General features: G+C 41.1%; 15 protein-coding genes. 11 read left to right on the forward strand and 4 right to left on the reverse strand.

The window, feature by feature from the left end:
• Positions 1-38 precede the first annotated feature (38 nt).
• From ADIS_RS05720 to ADIS_RS05765, 11 genes are all read left to right on the forward strand, one after another.
• The gene (locus ADIS_RS05720) at positions 39-1,832 is read left to right on the forward strand and encodes a TrkH family potassium uptake protein (protein WP_010853422.1); all 1,794 of its coding nucleotides are present in this window, start codon (positions 39-41) and stop codon (positions 1,830-1,832) included.
• A 12-nt stretch (positions 1,833-1,844) separates the two neighbouring features.
• Positions 1,845-2,534, forward strand: a complete 690-nt coding sequence (locus ADIS_RS05725) for a potassium channel family protein (protein WP_010853423.1) — start codon at positions 1,845-1,847, stop codon at positions 2,532-2,534.
• 127 nt (positions 2,535-2,661) lie between these two features.
• Entirely contained in the window at positions 2,662-3,993 is a 1,332-nt protein-coding gene (locus ADIS_RS05730; RefSeq protein WP_010853424.1) for a sigma-54-dependent transcriptional regulator, read from the forward strand.
• On the forward strand, positions 3,990-4,979 hold the full coding sequence (locus ADIS_RS05735) for an FAD:protein FMN transferase (protein WP_010853425.1): 990 nt from the start codon (positions 3,990-3,992) through the stop codon (positions 4,977-4,979). Before ADIS_RS05730 ends, ADIS_RS05735 begins: the two co-directional genes overlap by 4 nt.
• Positions 4,980-5,292: 313 nt before the next feature.
• A complete protein-coding gene (locus ADIS_RS23660; protein ID WP_081634875.1) occupies positions 5,293-5,370 on the forward strand; it encodes a potassium-transporting ATPase subunit F in 78 nt (25 codons plus the stop codon).
• 3 nt (positions 5,371-5,373) lie between these two features.
• Entirely contained in the window at positions 5,374-7,071 is a 1,698-nt protein-coding gene (gene kdpA / locus ADIS_RS05740; RefSeq protein WP_010853426.1) for a potassium-transporting ATPase subunit KdpA, read from the forward strand.
• Between the two features lie 11 nt (positions 7,072-7,082).
• The gene (gene kdpB, locus ADIS_RS05745) at positions 7,083-9,104 is read left to right on the forward strand and encodes a potassium-transporting ATPase subunit KdpB (protein ID WP_010853427.1); all 2,022 of its coding nucleotides are present in this window, start codon (positions 7,083-7,085) and stop codon (positions 9,102-9,104) included.
• Between the two features lie 15 nt (positions 9,105-9,119).
• Positions 9,120-9,686, forward strand: a complete 567-nt coding sequence (gene kdpC, locus ADIS_RS05750) for a potassium-transporting ATPase subunit KdpC (RefSeq protein WP_035804868.1) — start codon at positions 9,120-9,122, stop codon at positions 9,684-9,686.
• Positions 9,687-9,704: 18 nt separating this feature from the next.
• A complete protein-coding gene (locus tag ADIS_RS05755; RefSeq protein WP_010853429.1) occupies positions 9,705-10,799 on the forward strand; it encodes a porin in 1,095 nt (364 codons plus the stop codon).
• Between the two features lie 54 nt (positions 10,800-10,853).
• Complete coding sequence (locus ADIS_RS05760; RefSeq protein ID WP_010853430.1) at positions 10,854-12,047, forward strand: universal stress protein; 1,194 nt, start codon at positions 10,854-10,856, stop codon at positions 12,045-12,047.
• A 4-nt stretch (positions 12,048-12,051) separates the two neighbouring features.
• Positions 12,052-13,857, forward strand: a complete 1,806-nt coding sequence (locus ADIS_RS05765; RefSeq protein ID WP_010853431.1) for an ATP-binding protein — start codon at positions 12,052-12,054, stop codon at positions 13,855-13,857.
• Between the two features lie 119 nt (positions 13,858-13,976).
• Here the strand turns inward: ADIS_RS05765 and ADIS_RS05770 are convergent, their stop codons facing one another.
• The 4 genes from ADIS_RS05770 to ADIS_RS05785 all read right to left on the reverse strand — a co-directional run bounded on the left by ADIS_RS05770 (position 13,977) and on the right by ADIS_RS05785 (position 18,863).
• The gene (locus ADIS_RS05770) at positions 13,977-15,443 is read right to left on the reverse strand and encodes a Gfo/Idh/MocA family protein (protein WP_010853432.1); all 1,467 of its coding nucleotides are present in this window, start codon (positions 15,441-15,443) and stop codon (positions 13,977-13,979) included.
• Positions 15,444-15,707: 264 nt separating this feature from the next.
• On the reverse strand, positions 15,708-16,853 hold the full coding sequence (locus ADIS_RS05775; RefSeq protein WP_010853433.1) for a M14 family metallopeptidase: 1,146 nt from the start codon (positions 16,851-16,853) through the stop codon (positions 15,708-15,710).
• A gap of 92 nt (positions 16,854-16,945) precedes the next feature.
• A complete protein-coding gene (locus tag ADIS_RS05780; RefSeq protein ID WP_010853434.1) occupies positions 16,946-17,233 on the reverse strand; it encodes a DUF1330 domain-containing protein in 288 nt (95 codons plus the stop codon).
• Positions 17,234-17,255: 22 nt separating this feature from the next.
• Positions 17,256-18,863, reverse strand: coding sequence for an alkaline phosphatase family protein (locus ADIS_RS05785; RefSeq protein WP_155907174.1), 1,608 nt, complete (start codon positions 18,861-18,863; stop codon positions 17,256-17,258).
• Positions 18,864-18,881 lie beyond the last annotated feature (18 nt).

Here is an 18,881-nt window from a genome sequence, read left to right on the forward strand (position 1 = left end):
AAAGAAAAGAGGCTAATCCTTAATTTACTTCTGCCATCGTGAATCCATTATTTCCCAGTCCAGACAAACAGTTAAAAATAATAAAGAAAATCTTTGATCTAAACGCATATATCCTCCAGCTTTCAATTTTTCTGGCTTTTGGATTTGTAATCGCTAATCTAGGTTATGGAGAAATTATTCAAACCGGTCAGTACGGGATGTTTTTTGAAGGTTTATTGTTTTTTCTCGTGGTACTTTTTTCCCTTAGAATCTTTTCTAAACGTGAGGTGTATAGTAACCCCCGACTGATAATTGAAATATTATTGATTCTATGCCTACTTGCAAGTGCTATCCTTCATTTAAACATTTTTTTGGAGGATTTTCCAATAATCAAAAGCTGGACATCTGTTTTTACAAATGTAATAGTGTCTATTCTATTTGTAATTGAGCTTAGCAAACTGACACTTTCAGTTAATCAATTGAAAATCCACCCTGCTCTGGTGTTTATTTTAAGTTTTTTAGTTGTCATAATTATTGGAACAGGGTTACTTTTGCTTCCCAATGCAAGCAACGAAGGTATTAGCCTAATTGACGCCTTATTTACTTCCACATCGGCAGTCTGCGTTACCGGATTAATCGTTTTAGATACTTCCTCAGATTTTACATTTTTGGGCCAGTTCATAATTATGATTCTATTTCAGGTTGGTGGATTGGGAATGATGACCTTCACTTCATTTTTTGGTTTTTTCTTTAAAGGCTCTTACTCCTTACAAAACCAGTTGTTTTTAAAAGATTACATCAACGAAGATAATATTGGTGCTATCAATTCCACTTTGTTAAAAATTATTTTATTCACACTAATTACTGAAGGGGTTGCTGCCCTTTTGATTTTCAAAGTAATTGATCAAGGGCTTTTTGATAGTACAGGTGACCAGGTATTTTTCTCGGTTTTTCACGCCATTTCCGGGTTTTGCAATGCCGGGTTTTCCATTCTTGGAGATGGACTTTATGAGGTCGGTTTTAGAGAAGAATATACAGTTCATTTGATTATCGCTTTTACGATTATTTTGGGAGGGATTGGTTTTCCTGTAGTGCTTGGATACTTTAACTACCTCAAACATGTGGCTGTAGATACTACTAAAATGATAGCCAAGGAAAAAGCATATGAACACGCACCTAGAGTTGTGAATGTCAACATACGCCTGATCGTCTATACTACAGGTATTTTACTGTTGATTGGTTTTGTAACCTATTGGATTTTTGAGTCTAACCATACCCTAGCGGGTCTATCGGGATATGGAAAGTTTGTAACTGCTTTTTTTGGGACTGTCACGCCTCGAACTGCTGGATTTAATACTGTAGATATGTCTGCATTAGCTTTACCAACTATTCTGATTTATCTTATTCTGATGTGGATAGGTGCATCCCCAGGATCTACAGGAGGAGGACTGAAAACAAGCACAATTGCAGTAGCAGTATTGAATGTGGTCAGTATTGCAAAAGGAAAAGACCGAGTTGAAATATTTAAAAGGCAGATTGGAGGAGAAACCCTCAGAAAAGCATTTGCAGTTATCGTTTTGTCCTTTTTAGTGATTGGACTTGGGGTATTTTTGGTGCTTCTTTTTGATCCCCAAATGCCATTGGTCAGTGTTGCTTTCGAAATTTTCTCTGCGTTTTCAACTGTAGGACTAAGCCTGGGTATCACGGGAGATTTATCCACTGGAAGTAAAATTGTGGTTACAGTAATTATGTTTCTGGGAAGGGTAGGTACCCTTACAGTGTTGGTGGCATTTGTCCGGAAAGCGAGAACATTACGCTATAAATATCCAGAAGAGGGAGTATTCATTACATAAAATCAAAAAATCATGAAATATATAATTGTAGGATTGGGGAATTTTGGTGGCCACCTAGCCGCACGATTGACCAGTTATGGACATGAAGTCATCGGTATTGATGCCAGTGAGGATAAAGTAGAAGCTGTAAAAGACAAAATTACACATGCAATAGCTATGGACGCTACAGATATTCATGCAGTTAGAAATCTTCCATGTAAAGAAGCGGATGCAGTAATAATTGCCATTGGAGAAGATTTTGGGGCATCTATTATGGTTACAGCACTATTTAAACAATTAAATATTAAGCGGTTGATTTCTAGATCTATCAATAAAGTGCATGAAACTGTCATCCAAGCTATTGGAGTGGATGAAATTATTCATCCTGAGGAAGACTCTGCGGAGCGAATGGCTAAAAGTCTCCAGATGAAGGGGGTTATTGACTCTTTAGACGTATCGGATAACTACAATATCATCGAAGTAAAAGCACCGCAAAGGTATGTGGGACTCACCATTGCAGAAACAAAAATCCGTCAAGATTACAACATTAACATTCTTACCTTAATCAAGATGGAAGAAAAACCCAATATTTTTGGAGTAAAGTCAAAAAGTAAAAAAGTAACAGGGGTGGTAACTGCCGAAACTAAAATTGAGGCAGGGGATATTTTATTATTGTTCGGTCATATTAATGATATTCGGGAAATATTGAGTTTGGAGGAATAAGAATTGGGTTTGTTAACCTGAATAGATTGAAAAGAAAGTAAATAATTTTTAGTGTTGAGAATGCTATCTTCCAGCCAAGATATTTTAATCTTTACAGAAATCTACTGATTATAAAACCATATTTCAGATGAAAATTAAAGTCCTTTTGATTGATGATGAAGAAAAACTTAGGAGTTTAACATCTAAGCTATTGGTTTATGAGGGTTATGATGTTTTTGAAGCTGGTAATATTGTTTCAGCAAACCAAAAAGTTGAATTGCATGTCCCTGATGTAGTACTGTGTGATGTGAAGCTTCCTGATGGAAACGGAGTGGATTTCTGTATAAAATCTAAAGAAAAATTTCCTGAAATAGAGTTTATTTTATTGACTGCATTTGGAAGAGTCCAAGATGGTGTAAAGGCTATTAAACATGGCGTTTTCGATTACCTGGTTAAGGGAGACGATAATGATAAGTTGATCCCTTTAATTGAAAAGGCATCCCAAAAAGCATTGCTTCAAAAAGAGCTTACCAAACTTAAAAGCAAACTATCTAAACAATATAATTTTGATAGTATCTTAGGTAACAGTGAAAGAATCCAAGAGGCTAAAGCATTGGCTAGAAAAGTTTCCCAAAGTGATATTTCAATTTTACTTACTGGAGCAACAGGGACAGGAAAGGAAGTTTTTGCTCAGGCTATTCATTATGAAGGTAAAAGGTCGGATAAAAGTTTTGTAGCTATTAACTGTAGCGCAATCAGTGGAGAAATTTTGGAGAGTGAATTATTCGGACATAAGGCTGGAGCTTTTACAGGAGCTGTATCGGATAAAAAAGGGCTGTTTGAGGAAGCCAACCTTGGCACTTTATTTCTAGATGAAATCGGTGAGATGCCATTAGAGCTACAAGCAAAACTTTTAAGAGTACTAGAGTCAGGTACTTTTATCAAAGTAGGAGATACCAAAGAAAAACAAGTAAATGTTCGAATAATCGCTGCTACAAACCGCAATTTGGAAGAAGAAGTAACTGCTGGTAATTTTAGAGAAGACCTTTTGTATAGACTGTCAGTAATCCAGATTCATCTCCCCTCACTATCAGAAAGAAGAACAGATATTCCAGAGTTAGTTGATCATTTTGTGAAAATATTCTCAGTGAAAGCAAATACGAAAGTGAAGAAAATTTCTCCTGAATTTATTCGTGAAGTACAAAAATTACCTTTCAAAGGAAATATACGAGAACTAAGGAATTTAGTGGAACGTGCTGTCATTTTATGTGATGGAGATACCCTCACAACTGAACAGTTAGCCCCAAGCTACCAAAGAGAATTCAACGAGCCTGAGTCAATGACAATGGCATCTGCCGAAAAAGCTCAGATCATTCGGGTACTCAAACATGTCAATGGGAATAAAACACAAGCAGCAAAAGTTTTGGAAATTGGGCTGACAACACTTTACAAAAAAATACATGATTTTGAAATAGAATGAAAAAGGAATACTATATCCCAATCATAATCGGATGCCTTGTTTTAGCATTAGCACTTTTAAATACCTTTAAAAATAAAACAATTCCTTACATTTTAATTGAAGGAGAGGCTCTTGGAACCTACTTTCAAATTCATTATCAGGGAGATAAAAATTTCAGTTTGGAAATCAATGAGTTTTTTGAAGCATACAATTTCTCTGCAAATACTTATATACCAGACTCTGAAATCTCAATTTTCAATCGTTTGGGAGAAATAGAGCTTTTAGAAGCGTCATACCTGCCAGAAATGTTAGATCTTGCTATTTTATACCATACCAAAACTGGTGGAGTGATTGATCCAACGATGATGCCATTGATCAATGCATGGGGTTTTGGCTTCGGAAATAGGACTACAATGACTCAACAAAAGGTTGATTCTTTGTTGACTTTGGTTTCAATTCATAATGTCGAAATTATGGAAGGCAAATTAATCAGTAAGATTCCTGGAACTATGTTGGATTTTAGTGCAATGGGTGAAGGATTTGCTATTGATAAGCTTTCTGAACTGCTTATTTCCTATGGTGTGGAAAATTTTAAAGTAGAAATCGGCGGAGAAATGGGCTGTAAGGGCTTAAATCCAACAGGTGAGATTTGGAAAATAGGAATTGAATCACCTTATCCATCAGGTCCTAGGTTGTTGCATATTACATTATTAGATAATCAGGCGCTCAGTACATCTGGTAATTATAGAAAATACTATATAGATGAGAATGGTAATAAAAGAGTGCATATTATTGATCCTCAGTCGGGATTTCCAGTTTCACACAACTTGTTAAGTGCAACCATTAAAGCCCAAACAGCACTTGAAGCAGATGTTTTTGCAACAGCCTGTATGATTTGGGGGCCTGAAAAAGCCCGGTTTTTTATAGAAAATAACAAGGCAATCGAAGGTTTCTTGGTTTATGAGGAAAACTCCGAAATGAAAACTTGGACATCTTCAGGTCTATAAATATTTTTCTCAAATTTGTCCTACCCCTTCCATTTTTGAAATCAACCCTTCGGAATCCGAAGGGTTTTGACTGTTTAAGAACTCCTCTCAACTTTAATTTAATTTTTTAATGGACTGGTAATCAGCATCATGAAGATCTAAGTTGGATTTTTTTCAAAATAGGTTCATGACTTGCCAAAGACTTTTTAAAAAAAATTATGAACGGAATCATAGCCATAGGCATGTTACTGCTCGGAGTAGCAGTATTGTCAGCAATTTTCAAAACCATCAAGTTCTTTGATGATCTCTAACATTAACTTCTCAATTTGATAATATGATACTTATACTAATCTCATCCCTTCTAGCATGCGCATACCTTACTTATGCGATTATGAAACCTGAAAAATTTTAAACCATGAATACAGAAATTATAGGTGTAATCTTCATCTTCCTGCTTTCCTTACTACTAGCATGGCCATTGGGGAAGTATATGGTCAAAATATTTAAAGGAGAACGCGTATGGTCTGACTTTATGTCGCCCATAGAAAAATGGATTTTTAGGATTTCCGGCGTGAATCCTGATCAAAAACTCGATTGGAAAGACAATATGAAAGCGCTTGTTGTCATCAACATTGGCTTTTTTGTCGTAGCCTTTCTTTTCTTGGTGTTGCAATCCTTTCATCCCTTTTGGAATCCCAATGGATTTGAAAATTGGGAGCCAACCTTGGCCTTTAATACCGCTGTCAGCTTTACCACCAATACCAACCTCCAACATTACAGTGGAGAAAGCGGAGCCTCTTATTACACACAACTTCTGGTTTTCTGTTGGTTGCAATTTGTAAGTGCTGGGACAGGAATAGCAGCTTGTGCGCTTTTATTTCAAGGATTGATTAATCGCTCTACATCTGAACTTGGAAATTTTTACAATCTAATGGTTAAAAGCTGTACCAGAATACTGCTTCCGCTATCAGTAATTCTGGCAATAATTCTGATGGCCAACGGCACACCTTCTAACTTTGAAGCATTACAAGAGGTCCAAACTTTGGAAGGTGAATCGCAATTGGTCGCAGCGGGTCCTGCAGCTCCAATGGTTGCAATTAAACAAATGGGGACTAATGGAGGAGGTTTCTTTGGTCCTAACTCTACCCACCCATTCGAGAATCCCAATTACCTAACCAACATAGCTGAAAATATTGCTATCCTGTTAATTCCTATGGCATTGGTTTTTGCTTTTGGATTTTATACAGATAGAAAAAGACTTGCCTTAGTATTCATTGGGGTGATGTCTATCTTGTTTGTTTCATTTACGGCAATTTCAATTAGTCAGGAATTATCAGGCAATCCTGAGTTTACAAAACTGGGATTGTCCGATCCAACAAATCTGGAAGGAAAGGAAGTTCGATTTGGTGCAGCAGCGTCTTCACTTTGGGGAGTTTCTACTACCTCAACCTCTAATGGCTCTGTCAATTCCATGCACGATAGCCACACACCACTGTCCGGAGGTATTTTCTTGTTGGATATGTTTATCAATGCCATATATGGAGGAGTGGGAGTTGGATTTATAAACTTCTTTGTATTTGTAATAGTGGCCGTTTTCATTGCAGGCTTGATGATCGGGCGTACTCCTGAATTTATGGGTAAAAAAATCGAAGCCAGAGAAATAAAAATTGCAGCCTTGATTGTGATTTTACATCCTTTCCTAATCCTTACAGGAACAGCCATTTCAAGTTATTTAGCAGCAAAAAATCCAGCACTTTATACGGATTGGATACATAACCCCGGATTTCATGGACTATCAGAAATGCTGTATGAATTCACATCAGCATCTGCCAACAATGGGTCAGGCTTTGAAGGCCTGAATGACGATACACCTTTTTGGAATATTATGACCGGTATAGTCATGTTATTGGGTAGGTTTTTACCCATTATAGGTCCTTTGGCAATTGTTGGTTCGCTTGCCCTAAAAAAGACAGTTCCAGAGTCTTCTGGAAGTTTAAAGTTGGAGACACCTACTTTTGGAGCCGTTCTTTTATCAGTCATCCTAATTGTCGCAGCTTTGGCATTCTTCCCAGTGATGGCGTTAGGTCCAATTGCTGAATTCTTTTCCTTTTAAATGAAATATCGATGAAAAACAATACTAATTCATTTGATTTTTCCACTGCAATGAAACAAGCAGTAGTGAAATTGAATCCATCCCTGATGATCAAAAATCCGGTAATGTTTACCGTTGAACTTGGGACTTTAATCATGCTTGTGGTGACAATAGTCTCCTTGGTTTCCCAAAATGATTTTCTGGGTTCTTTTGGATACAACCTAGTGATCACGTTATTACTATTTCTAACTGTATTATTGGGAAATTTTGCAGAAGCTGTGGCAGAAGCACGAGGAAAAGCCCAAGCTGATACCTTAAGAAAAACAAGACAGGACACCCCTGCACGTATATTGCGAAACGACCAGGAAGAGATTGTCAGTTGTTCAATTTTAACCAAAGGTGATGTCTTTGTTTGTGAGGCTGGCGATCTTATTCCTGCTGATGGGGAACTGATAGAGGGTTTGGCATCTATTGATGAATCTGCCATTACGGGAGAATCTGCACCTGTAATCAGAGAAGCTGGATCGGATCAAAATACGGTCATAGGTGGTACTAGAGTGTTGAGTGACCGGATTGTTGTAAGGGTCAGTTCCAATCCAGGCGAAAGTTTTTTGGATAAAATGATCAGTTTGGTGGAAGGGGCCAACAGGCAGAAAACACCCAATGAAATAGCACTCACCATATTGTTAGCAGCCTTTACCTTAGTCTTTCTAATTGTGACCGTTACGCTAAAACCTTTTGCTGATTTTTTAAATATCAGCTTGTCTTTAGCAGCCTTGATTTCATTGTTTGTGTGCCTGATTCCAACAACTATTGGCGGACTGCTCTCAGCAATTGGCATTGCAGGTATGGACAGAGCGCTCAAAGCCAATATCATTGCCAAATCCGGAAAAGCTGTAGAAACCGCCGGTGATATAGATGTTTTATTATTGGATAAAACAGGAACAATCACCATAGGAAATAGGAAGGCTACCGCTTTTGTACCTGCACCTGATACAGCTCGTGAGGAAATGGTTGAAGCATCTGTATTGAGTTCATTAGCAGACACTACTCCTGAGGGTAAATCAGTAGTTGAATTAGCTAAGAAAAAGGATCAGTTTGAACTCTCAGTGCCCCAAGATGCACAGTTTATAAACTTTACCGCAGAAACAAGAATGAGCGGTGTTGATCTTTCGGAAAATGTAAAAATCAGAAAGGGGGCTTGGGATGCCATTAAAAAATGGGCTGATCAATCTTCCAATGAAACGATCACCTTCTTGGAAAAGGAAGTTGCTAAAATAGCTGAAAAAGGAGGAACTCCCTTGGCAGTTGCTGTTGATAAAAAAGCCATAGGGGTTATTCAATTGGAGGATATAATCAAACCTGGAATACAACAGCGATTTGATAGGCTCAGAAAGATGGGAGTAAAGACTGTCATGGTCACAGGTGATAATCCACTTACTGCCAAATTTATTGCAAACCTGGCGGGTGTGGATGATTTTATCGCTGAGGCTAAACCTGAGGATAAAATGAATTACATCAAAAGAGAACAAGCGGAGGGCAAATTAGTAGCCATGATGGGGGATGGCACCAATGACGCACCGGCTTTGGCCCAGGCAGATGTGGGTGTTGCCATGAACTCTGGTACCCAAGCTGCTAAGGAAGCAGCCAACATGGTAGACTTGGATTCTGATCCTACAAAATTACTGGAGGTGGTAGAAATCGGTAAACAGCTACTGATCACCCGAGGCAATATCACAACATTTTCCATTGCGAATGATGTTGCCAAATATTTCGCCATAGTTCCGGCATTATTTGCGGCGTCCATTCCTGGTCTTGCAGCCCTTGATCTTATGAATTTGGGCAGCCCGCAATCAGCCATCCTTTCTGCCGTGATTTTCAATGCCTTAATCATCCCTGCTTTAATTCCATTAGCACTTAAAGGCTCAAAATATAGGCCTATTGGGGCCTCGGCTCTACTAAGTAGAAACCTATTAATCTATGGTCTAGGAGGTATTATTTTACCTTTTATTGGAATTAAAGCCATAGATACTATAGTCTCATTATTCATATAATATCCAAAAAACAATATGATACGTCAAAGTATTTCAATCATACTGATTACACTAGTTCTGTTTGGACTAATTTATCCTATCTCAATTTGGGGTATTGGAAAAATAATGCCTCACAGCGCCAATGGAAAACCAATAATTCTTGACGGAGAGTTAAGAGGTTTTGAACACATCGCCCAAAACTTCAGTAGCCAACATTATTTCTGGAGCAGGCCATCAGATGTGGATTATGACGCCTCTGACACAGGAGGGTCCAATTTCGGACCTACAAATGAAATCTTCCTTTCTCAAGTGGAAGAACGAATCAACTATTTATTAGAAAACCATCCGGAAAAAAGTAAGGCAGATATTCCAATTGACTTGGTCACAGCCTCAGGTAGTGGATTGGATCCATACATCTCCTTGGATGCAGCCATTTTTCAGGCTAATAGGGTAGCCAATGCCCGAAATCTAGAACTCTCTCAAGTTACTGAGCTTATATCAGAACACAACAAGGGAGCTTTATTTGGACTTTTTGGTCCAAAAGATATTGTTCATGTCCTTAAATTAAATTTAGCCTTGGACGAACTCACAAATAAAGATTAAACCACCAATTATTTTAAGATGAAAAAATTAATTATAACAATTGCTATTTCTTTTAGTGCTTTCTGCGCTACAGCTCAAGAAACAAATAAACCTTTAATTAACATAAGTGGTCATGCAGATATTTACTATGGATTTGATTTTAATAGGCCCTTCTCCAATGAACGTCCTGATTTCCTTTTCAACCATACCCGTCACAACGAAGTAAATTTAAATTTGGGATTGGTTCAGGCGGATATTGACGGTGGATTTTATCGGGGCAGCTTGGGATTGATGGTGGGTACTTATGCGCAATATAATCTGGCAGCAGAACAGGATTTGCTAAAGAATGTCTTTGAAGCCTATGCTGGGGTAGCTATAGACAAGGAACGGAAATTATGGATTGATGCAGGTATTTTCGCTTCCCATATTGGCTTTGAATCAGCAATTTCCTCAGAAAATTTTACTTTAACCAGAAGTTTATTAGCTGAAAACTCGCCATATTTCCTCTCAGGAGCTAAGATGACCTATACTCCAAACAGTAAATGGGAATTTGAGGCTGGTGTTTTCAATGGTTGGCAACGCATCCAAAGATTACCAGGAAATACAAGCCCAGCTTTTGGTACCAGAGTAACCCACACGCCTACTGAAAACCTAACGCTCAATTGGAGTACCTTTATTGGAAATGATTTCCCTCAAGAAGATAAAAGAATGCGCTATTTCAACAACTTGTATGCAGAAATACAACTTAGTCAAAAAGTAGCTTTAATACTCGGGTTTGATTACGGCATTCAGCAAGAGGCACTTGAAAGTGTTCAAGCTGGGGCTTCAAGGGGCTTTGAGCATTGGTATACACCAATAGGAATTCTACGTTTGGACTTCAATGAAAATTGGGGAATGGCTTTCCGAGGTGAATACTATCAAGATCAAAATGGGGTAATCATCGAGGCAAATTCGCCTGATGGATTCAGAGCTACGGGCTATTCGGTAAATTTAGATAGGAAAATTTCTCAAAATATCTTGTTCAGGATAGAAGCTAGGCAATTACAGAACAGCACTCCTAATTTCTTACAGGATGGTCAATTGGTACAAGGAAATTTCTTATTGATCGGTTCACTTGCTATAACCTTACCCTAATTCAAACCCTCCACCACCCAAATGGTGGTGGAGTGATTTAATCCAACTGCGTAAATGAAAAATTCTCCTGATTACTTTCTTCAACTGATTCAAAAGTCCAAAAAAGGGAGATTGAAAGTATATATCGGTATGATTGCCGGCGTAGGTAAATCTTACCGAATGCTTCAGGAAGCCCACGATCTGCTAAAGGCAGGAGTAGATATACGCATTGGTTTTATTGAAACTCACGGACGGGAAGAAACAGAAGCCTTGATTGAAGGCATTCCACTTATCCCCTTAAGAGAGGTGTTTTACAAAGGTAAAGTATTGAGGGAAATGGATCTAGAGGCTATTCTTCGATTGAAACCATCAATTGTGATTGTAGACGAACTTGCCCATACCAATATACCTGGCAGCCTACATGCCAAAAGGTGGGAGGATGTGGAAGTTTTAATTGATGCTGGTATTCACGTGATTACCGCATTTAATGTACAGCATTTGGAAAGCCTTAATGATAAGGTCAAGCAGTTGAGTGGGATCGAAGTCACCGAACGAATTCCCGATACCTTTCTAAGGAAAGCAGATGAGGTGGTCAGTATTGATTTGCCTGCTGATGACCTAATCAAACGTCTCAAAGAAGGGAAAATCTACAAAGAAGAAAAAATACAACAGGCCTTATCCAATTTCTTTCAGGCAAAAAAAATCCTTCAATTGAGGGAATTGGCACTTCTACAAGTTGCAAAAAACCTGGAGTCAAAAATAAATTTTATTCAGCAACAGCAAAGTAGCATTATTGAGCGTTTCATGGCTTGTGTCAGTACTGAAGAGGTTTTGGCAAAAAAGGTGATCAGAAAAACAGCTAGACTGGCCAATAATTATCATGCTGAATGGTTTGTTGTATATGTAAAAACTCCTAAAGAATCAACAGAAAAGATAAATGTAAGAACTGAAACCAAGCTTCTTCAAAACTTAAAGCTTGCAAGTACTCTAGGTGCCAATGTGTACATTTATGAAAGCAATTCCAAAGGAGCCAATCCAATCCAAGAAATACATTATCAAACTATTCACCAGGGTACAAGAGTTATTTCAAGTGAACACAAGACAATTGCTGATGTATTGTTTGAAGCAGCCAAGAATCATCAAGCTACCAATATTGTAATTGGGAAACCTAAACAAAGTATATGGAGAAATATTAGCGGACAAAACCATTTCCATAATCTTGTTCAGCTAATTTCTCCAACTGATATAGACTTAATCGTAGTTACCTAATCTAATGAAACTAAAAACTAAACTCTACCTATCTTTTGGGTTCCTATTTCTTTTGATCCTTTTATTAGCTGGATTAGGAAGTCTTTTTGTCCGTCAATTAGCAGATGACTCTCAGGCAATTATTAAAGATAATTACAGAACACTGGATTATATGCAATCCATCAAAACCTCTCTGGACAAAACTATACTTACCATTGGAAAACAAGATTCAAAAAGCAAGGCAGAACGAGGTTTTGCTTTTGACGCTATACTTGAAAGTATTGAAAAACAAAAAGCAAATATTACAGAACCGGGTGAGGATAAATTAACTGATGAGCTAATTAAACAAGTTGAATTATTGAAAATCTCTTTAAATGAAAATATACCAAGTGAGTTTTTGCTAATACAGATAGCTACTATTCAAGACTTGGCTACAAAAATCTATGAACTGAATATTCAGACGCTATTGAGGAAAAATGACACTGCCAATCAAACAGCGGAACGAGTTGTCCTATACATGGCGATTACAGGTATTTCAGGTAGCATTTTGAGTTTAATTTTCATAATAGGTTTTCCTGAGGTTATTTTCGACCCTCTACAAAAACTCAATGAAGGTATCAAAGCTATAGCCAGTAAAAAATATGATCACCAATTGAAAGTTGCTGAAAATGATGAATTAGGAGAAATAGCATCTTCTTTCAATCTTATGGCTTCAAGACTAAAAGAATATGAAGCCTCAAATTTTTCCTTACTTTTCAGCGAAAAAAAGAGAATAGAGGCAATTATTAACCAAATGCATGAAGGAATTATTGGGATTGACGAAAACCATAAGATTCTTTTTATTAATGATTTTGCTAAAAATGTCTTGAATTTGTCAGAAGAATATATCAAGGGTGAGCACATACAATCAATAGCCAAAATCAATGATATCATCGCATCTTTTGCAACAGATTTTGCCTTGGGCGGCCAAGAAAGTTTAACTCCAAAAACAATCAAAATTGTCCTTGATAAAGAAGAAAAGACCTTTTCACGCGAAATAATCCCTATTAATATTTCAAAAGATAAGCATGATAAATTAGAAAATGTTGGATATGTGGTGGTACTGACAGATATTACCCAATTTAGTGAGCGAGATAAGGCAAAAACTCAATTTATAGCTACTATTTCTCATGAGTTGAAAACCCCAATTTCTTCCATCGGCATGGGATTAAAATTACTCATGGATGAAAGAACAGGTAGCCTAAACGATAGCCAATCTAAACTGATTAAAGGGCTATTGGAAGATAAAAACAGGTTATTATCAATAACAGGCGAGCTTTTGGACATTACCCAAGCGGAAACCGGTAATATTTCCCTTACCCAGGAAGTTTTTCCTCCTAAGGAGGTAATTACGGTAGCATCTGAGGCATTAAAATTACAGCTTAATGAAAAGAAAATTAATTTAGAGCTAATCATCCAACCTGATTTACATGCCATTGGAGATGAAAACAAAGTGACTTGGGTACTGATTAACTTGCTTTCCAATGCAATTAGGTATTCGCCTGAAGGGTCAACCATTAGGATCAATTGTTTTCAAGAATCAAATAGGAAAATTCTTTTCGAAGTTATTGACCAAGGAAAGGGAATCCCCAAAAGCTTTCAAGACCGTCTGTTTGAAAAATACTATAGAGTTCCCGGAACAAAAACAAGCGGCTCAGGCTTAGGGCTAAACATTAGTAAGGAATTTATCCAAGCCATGGGAGGGAAAATAGGTGTTGAAAGTGAAGAAGGGAAAGGTTCGAGGTTTTGGTTCGAGTTAAACGCTAAGTCTTTTGTAAATGCAGTGAAATAGTTTTTCTTGGATTTTCGAATGTGTTCCAGCAGGTCTCTTCAACATTTAGATCATAATAAAAAGCACCCCCCAAGTCAATTTTCTGAGGGGTGCTTTTACACAACTTGGAATTAGAAGAACTACACCTTAAACCCTTCCCTGTACGTACGGCCAACGAACTGATTGGCTTCCTCCAGGTTGGTGATCCGCATGTTTTCACCGTCCCAAAGCAACTTTTTACGGGCGAAGAATTCCATTTGGCCTTTGCTGTTTTCTCTCCTAAGCAGGTAACTGCGAATGGCCAGGTTGCCCATCAGAACCGTCTCTGTCATCGGACCGGCATAGTCAAAAGAGGAGGTGAGTTCCTTGTGCTCTTTGCTGTTGAACCCGGCCTTGCAGGCATCTACCCACTTGCGCTGGTGCCCATATTCGGGCTCCTCCATTTCCTCTACCTCGGGACCGAAATCCTGGGTACCGTCGTTGAGGTATAGTTTTGGCATGAGGGGTGAACTGTCGTTGATGTTGGTACTGATGATTCCTTTTTCGCCAATGATCAGCACGCCATTGGCACTGTTGGCTCCTCCTATGTCGTGGTCGGCTGGGATGATGTCAGGGTGTGCCGGTCGTATGCCACCATCCATCCACGTCATCTCAATGCGGGATTTGGACTTCGGCGTGGCGTCGAAATGTAGGGTAATAAAGGAGGTAGCAGGGGCGCCTTCCGGGTTAAAATCCGCATTCCACATGCCCGAATAAACGGCTCCCACACTGCATTCCGCATCCGTCGGGTACATCAGGCCCAGTGTTCTAAATGGAATATCGATCAAATGGCATCCCACATCGCCCAATGCGCCGGTTCCATAATCCCACCAGCCCCTCCAGTTGAAGGGATGCATGTTTGGCGTATAAGGTTTGTATTCGGCAGGGCCGAGCCACAAATCCCAGTCCAGGTCTTTTGGCTTCTGGCTTGGGTCGGAGGCCGGCATTGGCCCTCCCTGTGGCCATACCGGACGATTGGTCCATATCTGTACCTTGGATACCTTTCCGATCTTATCGGAGTCTATCCATCCCTGAACCATCTTCAGCAAGGGGTTAGACCCGCCTTGGTTGCCCATTTGGGTTACGATTTTATTTTTTCGCGCCATCTCCGTGAGAATTCTCGCCTCCCGGATATTGTGGGTCATAGGTTTTTGGACGTACACGTGTTTGCCTCGCTCCATGGCGTAGGCCGCTGCAGGACCATGTACATGGTCGGGCGTTGAGATGGTGACGGCGTCAATGTCCTTTTCCTTGTCCAGCATCTCCCGGTAGTCTGCATAGAGCTTGGCCTTTGGAAAGGCCTCTACCGAACGTTTGGCAGATCCTGAAAAGTCCACATCACAAAGTGCAACAATGCGCTCCCGGCCGTTTACGGAAGCGTTTTTGATATCGCTGGAACCCTTTCCTCCGGCACCTATGGCCGCTAGGTTTAACTGGTCGCTAGGTGCTGTGTACCCTACACCTCCAAGGACGTGTCGAGGGACGATCAAAATGGAGGAAGCAATGGCCGCATTCTTGATGAAGTTCCGGCGCGAGCTTTCCAAGGTCTCGTTTTTTGGTTTTTTCATTGGTTTTTAATTTGTTTTTAAGTGGTTATGTACCGGCCTATCGGCAGGCTGGGAGTCGAACGGGAATGGCCCGGATTCTTCCGTCAGGGTGGCCATACGGCTCAATTGTATGTTAACTGTAAGATATACTACGACTAATTAGCTAAAGAAAAGAATAAACTTGGTGTTTACCTAATGAAAATGGGTCTGCGTTTCTTTTTCGATGCTGAATGGTATACCCACTTGCGAGTGGTTTAGACTATTCAATCGAATGAAATCATCCAATCATTGCCAAATCAACCGCTCAGCCGAAATGTACCGGAACATTTCCTGGTAAAGGACGAGCTGAATATCAAGGATCTGCTCATAGGTGGCACCATCTTCCACCGTTCCGTGGGGGCTTTCAAAGGTGAAGGCCATGGTCCCGCTGGCATGGTGCAGCGCGCTCACCAGGTTGAATGAGTTCTGAGGGGGAAAGGTTGGGTCGTCGGCTTCGGTAGACAATTTCCAGGAGGCACCTCTATTGGGAAGTTGAAGGGCCCTATATTGGTCGTTAAGCTGCCTGGCAAATGCGTCGATCCGCTCTTTCATAAACAAGGGCGCATGGGCATTTTGGATGACGAAAGGCGCACAGGAACAAGAATGGAGTGAAACGGTAATATCCGGGGCCTCTTCCATGGCGATTCTCATAATGGCTTTGGTTTCCTCGGCCATCGGCGCAAAGAATTCATCGTGCATGATATTGATGCCTGCGTCGTTGTAATAGGCTCCCAAAATGCCCACATCACCCCGCATGGGATGGAGGGATTTCGCCTGCGGCCATCGCCATAGGGTGCCATCCTTTTTGGTGCCTTGCCCATATTTGGTCATTGTCTCTTCGGGCAGGCCTACAAAGCTGTCGTAGGGCACCCGTCTACGGCCATCGGGGTTACCGGTCGGAACGATGACTACACGGGCTGTCCCAAACATCTCGCTCAGCTCCGGCCAGGCCTTTCCCCGTAGGTCTTTTCCGGTTTCGGCAATGGCCAAAAGATTGACCAGGCCTACTATTCCCTCTGCTTCCTGTCCATGTACGGGGCCAATGAAGTAAATCACGGGTTTTGCCGCGGCCCCCTTTTTTGCATAGTAGGCGGGATTTCGTGCCCCTACGGCAGAGTTATAATTTGCCTGACGGGCAAAATCCTCCTTCGCTCCATAGTAAACCGCATACAAGGGCAAGCCTCCGGCAGAAACCGCTATTTGGGCCACCCGTCCCTTTTTGACCGTAGACAGTGCCCTGTCTATGTCAGTTAGCGTACCTTTATAGAAATCAGGGATATCAGTCTGCTTGGCAGGATCGGAAGGTTCCAAGGTAAGCTGTGCCAAACAGTTGGGTGGTTCTGAGACAATCAGAATACAGGCAGAAAGGAAGAACAGGCTGAGGTTTTTCATGGCTTGGGTTTATCTGATGGTAATTCTTGGAGTCAACGGACTTTAAGGCTGTGCTCGCCATACACGACGAAAGCAGGGGAGTGCCGATTTTTTTACAGGCCTTCCAAAAGAAGCATTTGTGTATGGGCAGCCTCCTGACGTATTTTTCGTGCGATGCCATACGCATCCGAGTGCCACCAGCCACGGGCTTGTTCCGATGTCGGAAATTCCAACACGATTACCCGCTCCGGATTCCAGTCGCCCTCCAGTGTTTCCGTCTTTCCGCCCCTCACCAAAAAACGTCCTTTAAAAGGTGCGAGGCTTGCGGGGGTTAACCGTTTATAAGCTTCGTATTTTTCGGTATCGTGAATGGAGACCTCCACAATTACATAAGCAGCCATGGCGCAGGGATTTGGGGTTAAGTTACTTTAAAAACCGATGGGTCAGGATCTGCTTTGGGATGCCGGGTCCCTGAATGCTCAAGTTCAAATCCTGCCCTCCAAAATCATCGAAGTACCAAACTTCGATGGAATGGGTGCCTTTGGTCAAGGCTATCTTTCCACTCACCTCGGTCAGGCCGTGCGAACCGTCGTTGTCGATAAGTTTTTCTCCGTTTATAAAAAGGAAACTTCCATCATCCGAATTGGCATAGAAGACATAATCTCCTTCGGTTTCAATGGCCAAGGTTCCATTGAACATGAGCGCAAATTGGTCTTCTCGGTGCGTGATTTCATCCAAGCTGATTTCATGGCTATTGCCGGATTTGAGCGGCGCCATCTTATCCAGTGGGGGCAACGAAGTAAAGCTGCCCTCGTAGTACTTCCAAGCAATTTTTCTGTTTCCCGTGGCTAGACGGTAATCACTGACTTCAACCCGGCTTGCTTGTCCGTCCACCACATGCACAACGCTAAGCAGGGCATCCTCTGAAATCCGAATGGGCGCATTGTACACGGACGATCGCTCGGTGGGTACCGTTCCGTCCAAGGTGTAGTAGAGGGATCCTTTTGGATTGCTAAGGGTTAGGGTCAGATCCACCTGGGAGGCGTTGATAAACCCACCTTTAGGTTCTATGTGGGGGATAGGCACATAGGCCTTTGAGCCGGTAGCAGGACTAAATGCTTCCTCCATTACCCTTCCGATGGTACCTGCCGGAGGCATAACACCCAAATAATACGCAAGGGTAGGGGCTACGTCATAGATAAAATAAGGTTCCTCCAGGACTTTGCCTCGGGTCACGCCTTTGCCATACAATAAAATAGGGATTTCCAACTCATAAAGAGTCCTGCCCCCATGCCCGTAATTGATGCCCCCGTGATCGCCCGTGATCATGATAAAGGTCTCCTTCAATAAGTCAGCGGCTTCCAACCGTTGGATGAAATCCCCGATCTTTTGGTCATAGTAGGTGATTGCGTCGTAGTAGCCCTGCGTGTCGTGTCCATACTTGTGACCGGCACCGTCGGTTTCATCGATTCCCAGAAACAGGAACTCCGGCAGCTCCTCAAAAAAATGTTCGACCGCCTTATCAAATACCTCGGTTCCATCTTTGGAACGGAAATGCCGGTCAACAACGCTCATTTCAAACATGCGGGAAAGGCCGCTCCACTCATAAAAGAAATGCATTCTGGCCTCGGGCCGCTGTGCTTTGATCCAGGACAAAATGGAGGGATATACGTCTTCCGATCCTGTGCGTATCGGATCCCAATGTCGGGCGTCCCTCTCCCAGCTGTTATCGTAGATGCCATGCTGTACCGGATCCACACCGGTCAGCATAGAGGTCCAGTTTGGGGTACTTACCGTAGGCAATACACAGCGTGCATAAGGTGCCAATGCTCCTTCCGCTATCATTTTGTCCATGGCGGGAGTATTCGCTTTCTGTAAACCCCTAGAACTGAACGCATCCAGTCCGATCATGATCACGTGTTTTGCTTTGGGGGTCGTTGTCTGCCCGAAGGACATTCCGACAAGAATCAAGTAAACGAAGCCGGTATGTAATACCCGCGAAATGGATGAGGTAGGCATTTTGATTGACATAAGTAGGGAGGGTGGTCT

The sequence above is a fragment of the Lunatimonas lonarensis genome (genome assembly GCF_000390185.1).
Classification (GTDB): domain Bacteria; phylum Bacteroidota; class Bacteroidia; order Cytophagales; family Cyclobacteriaceae; genus Lunatimonas; species Lunatimonas lonarensis.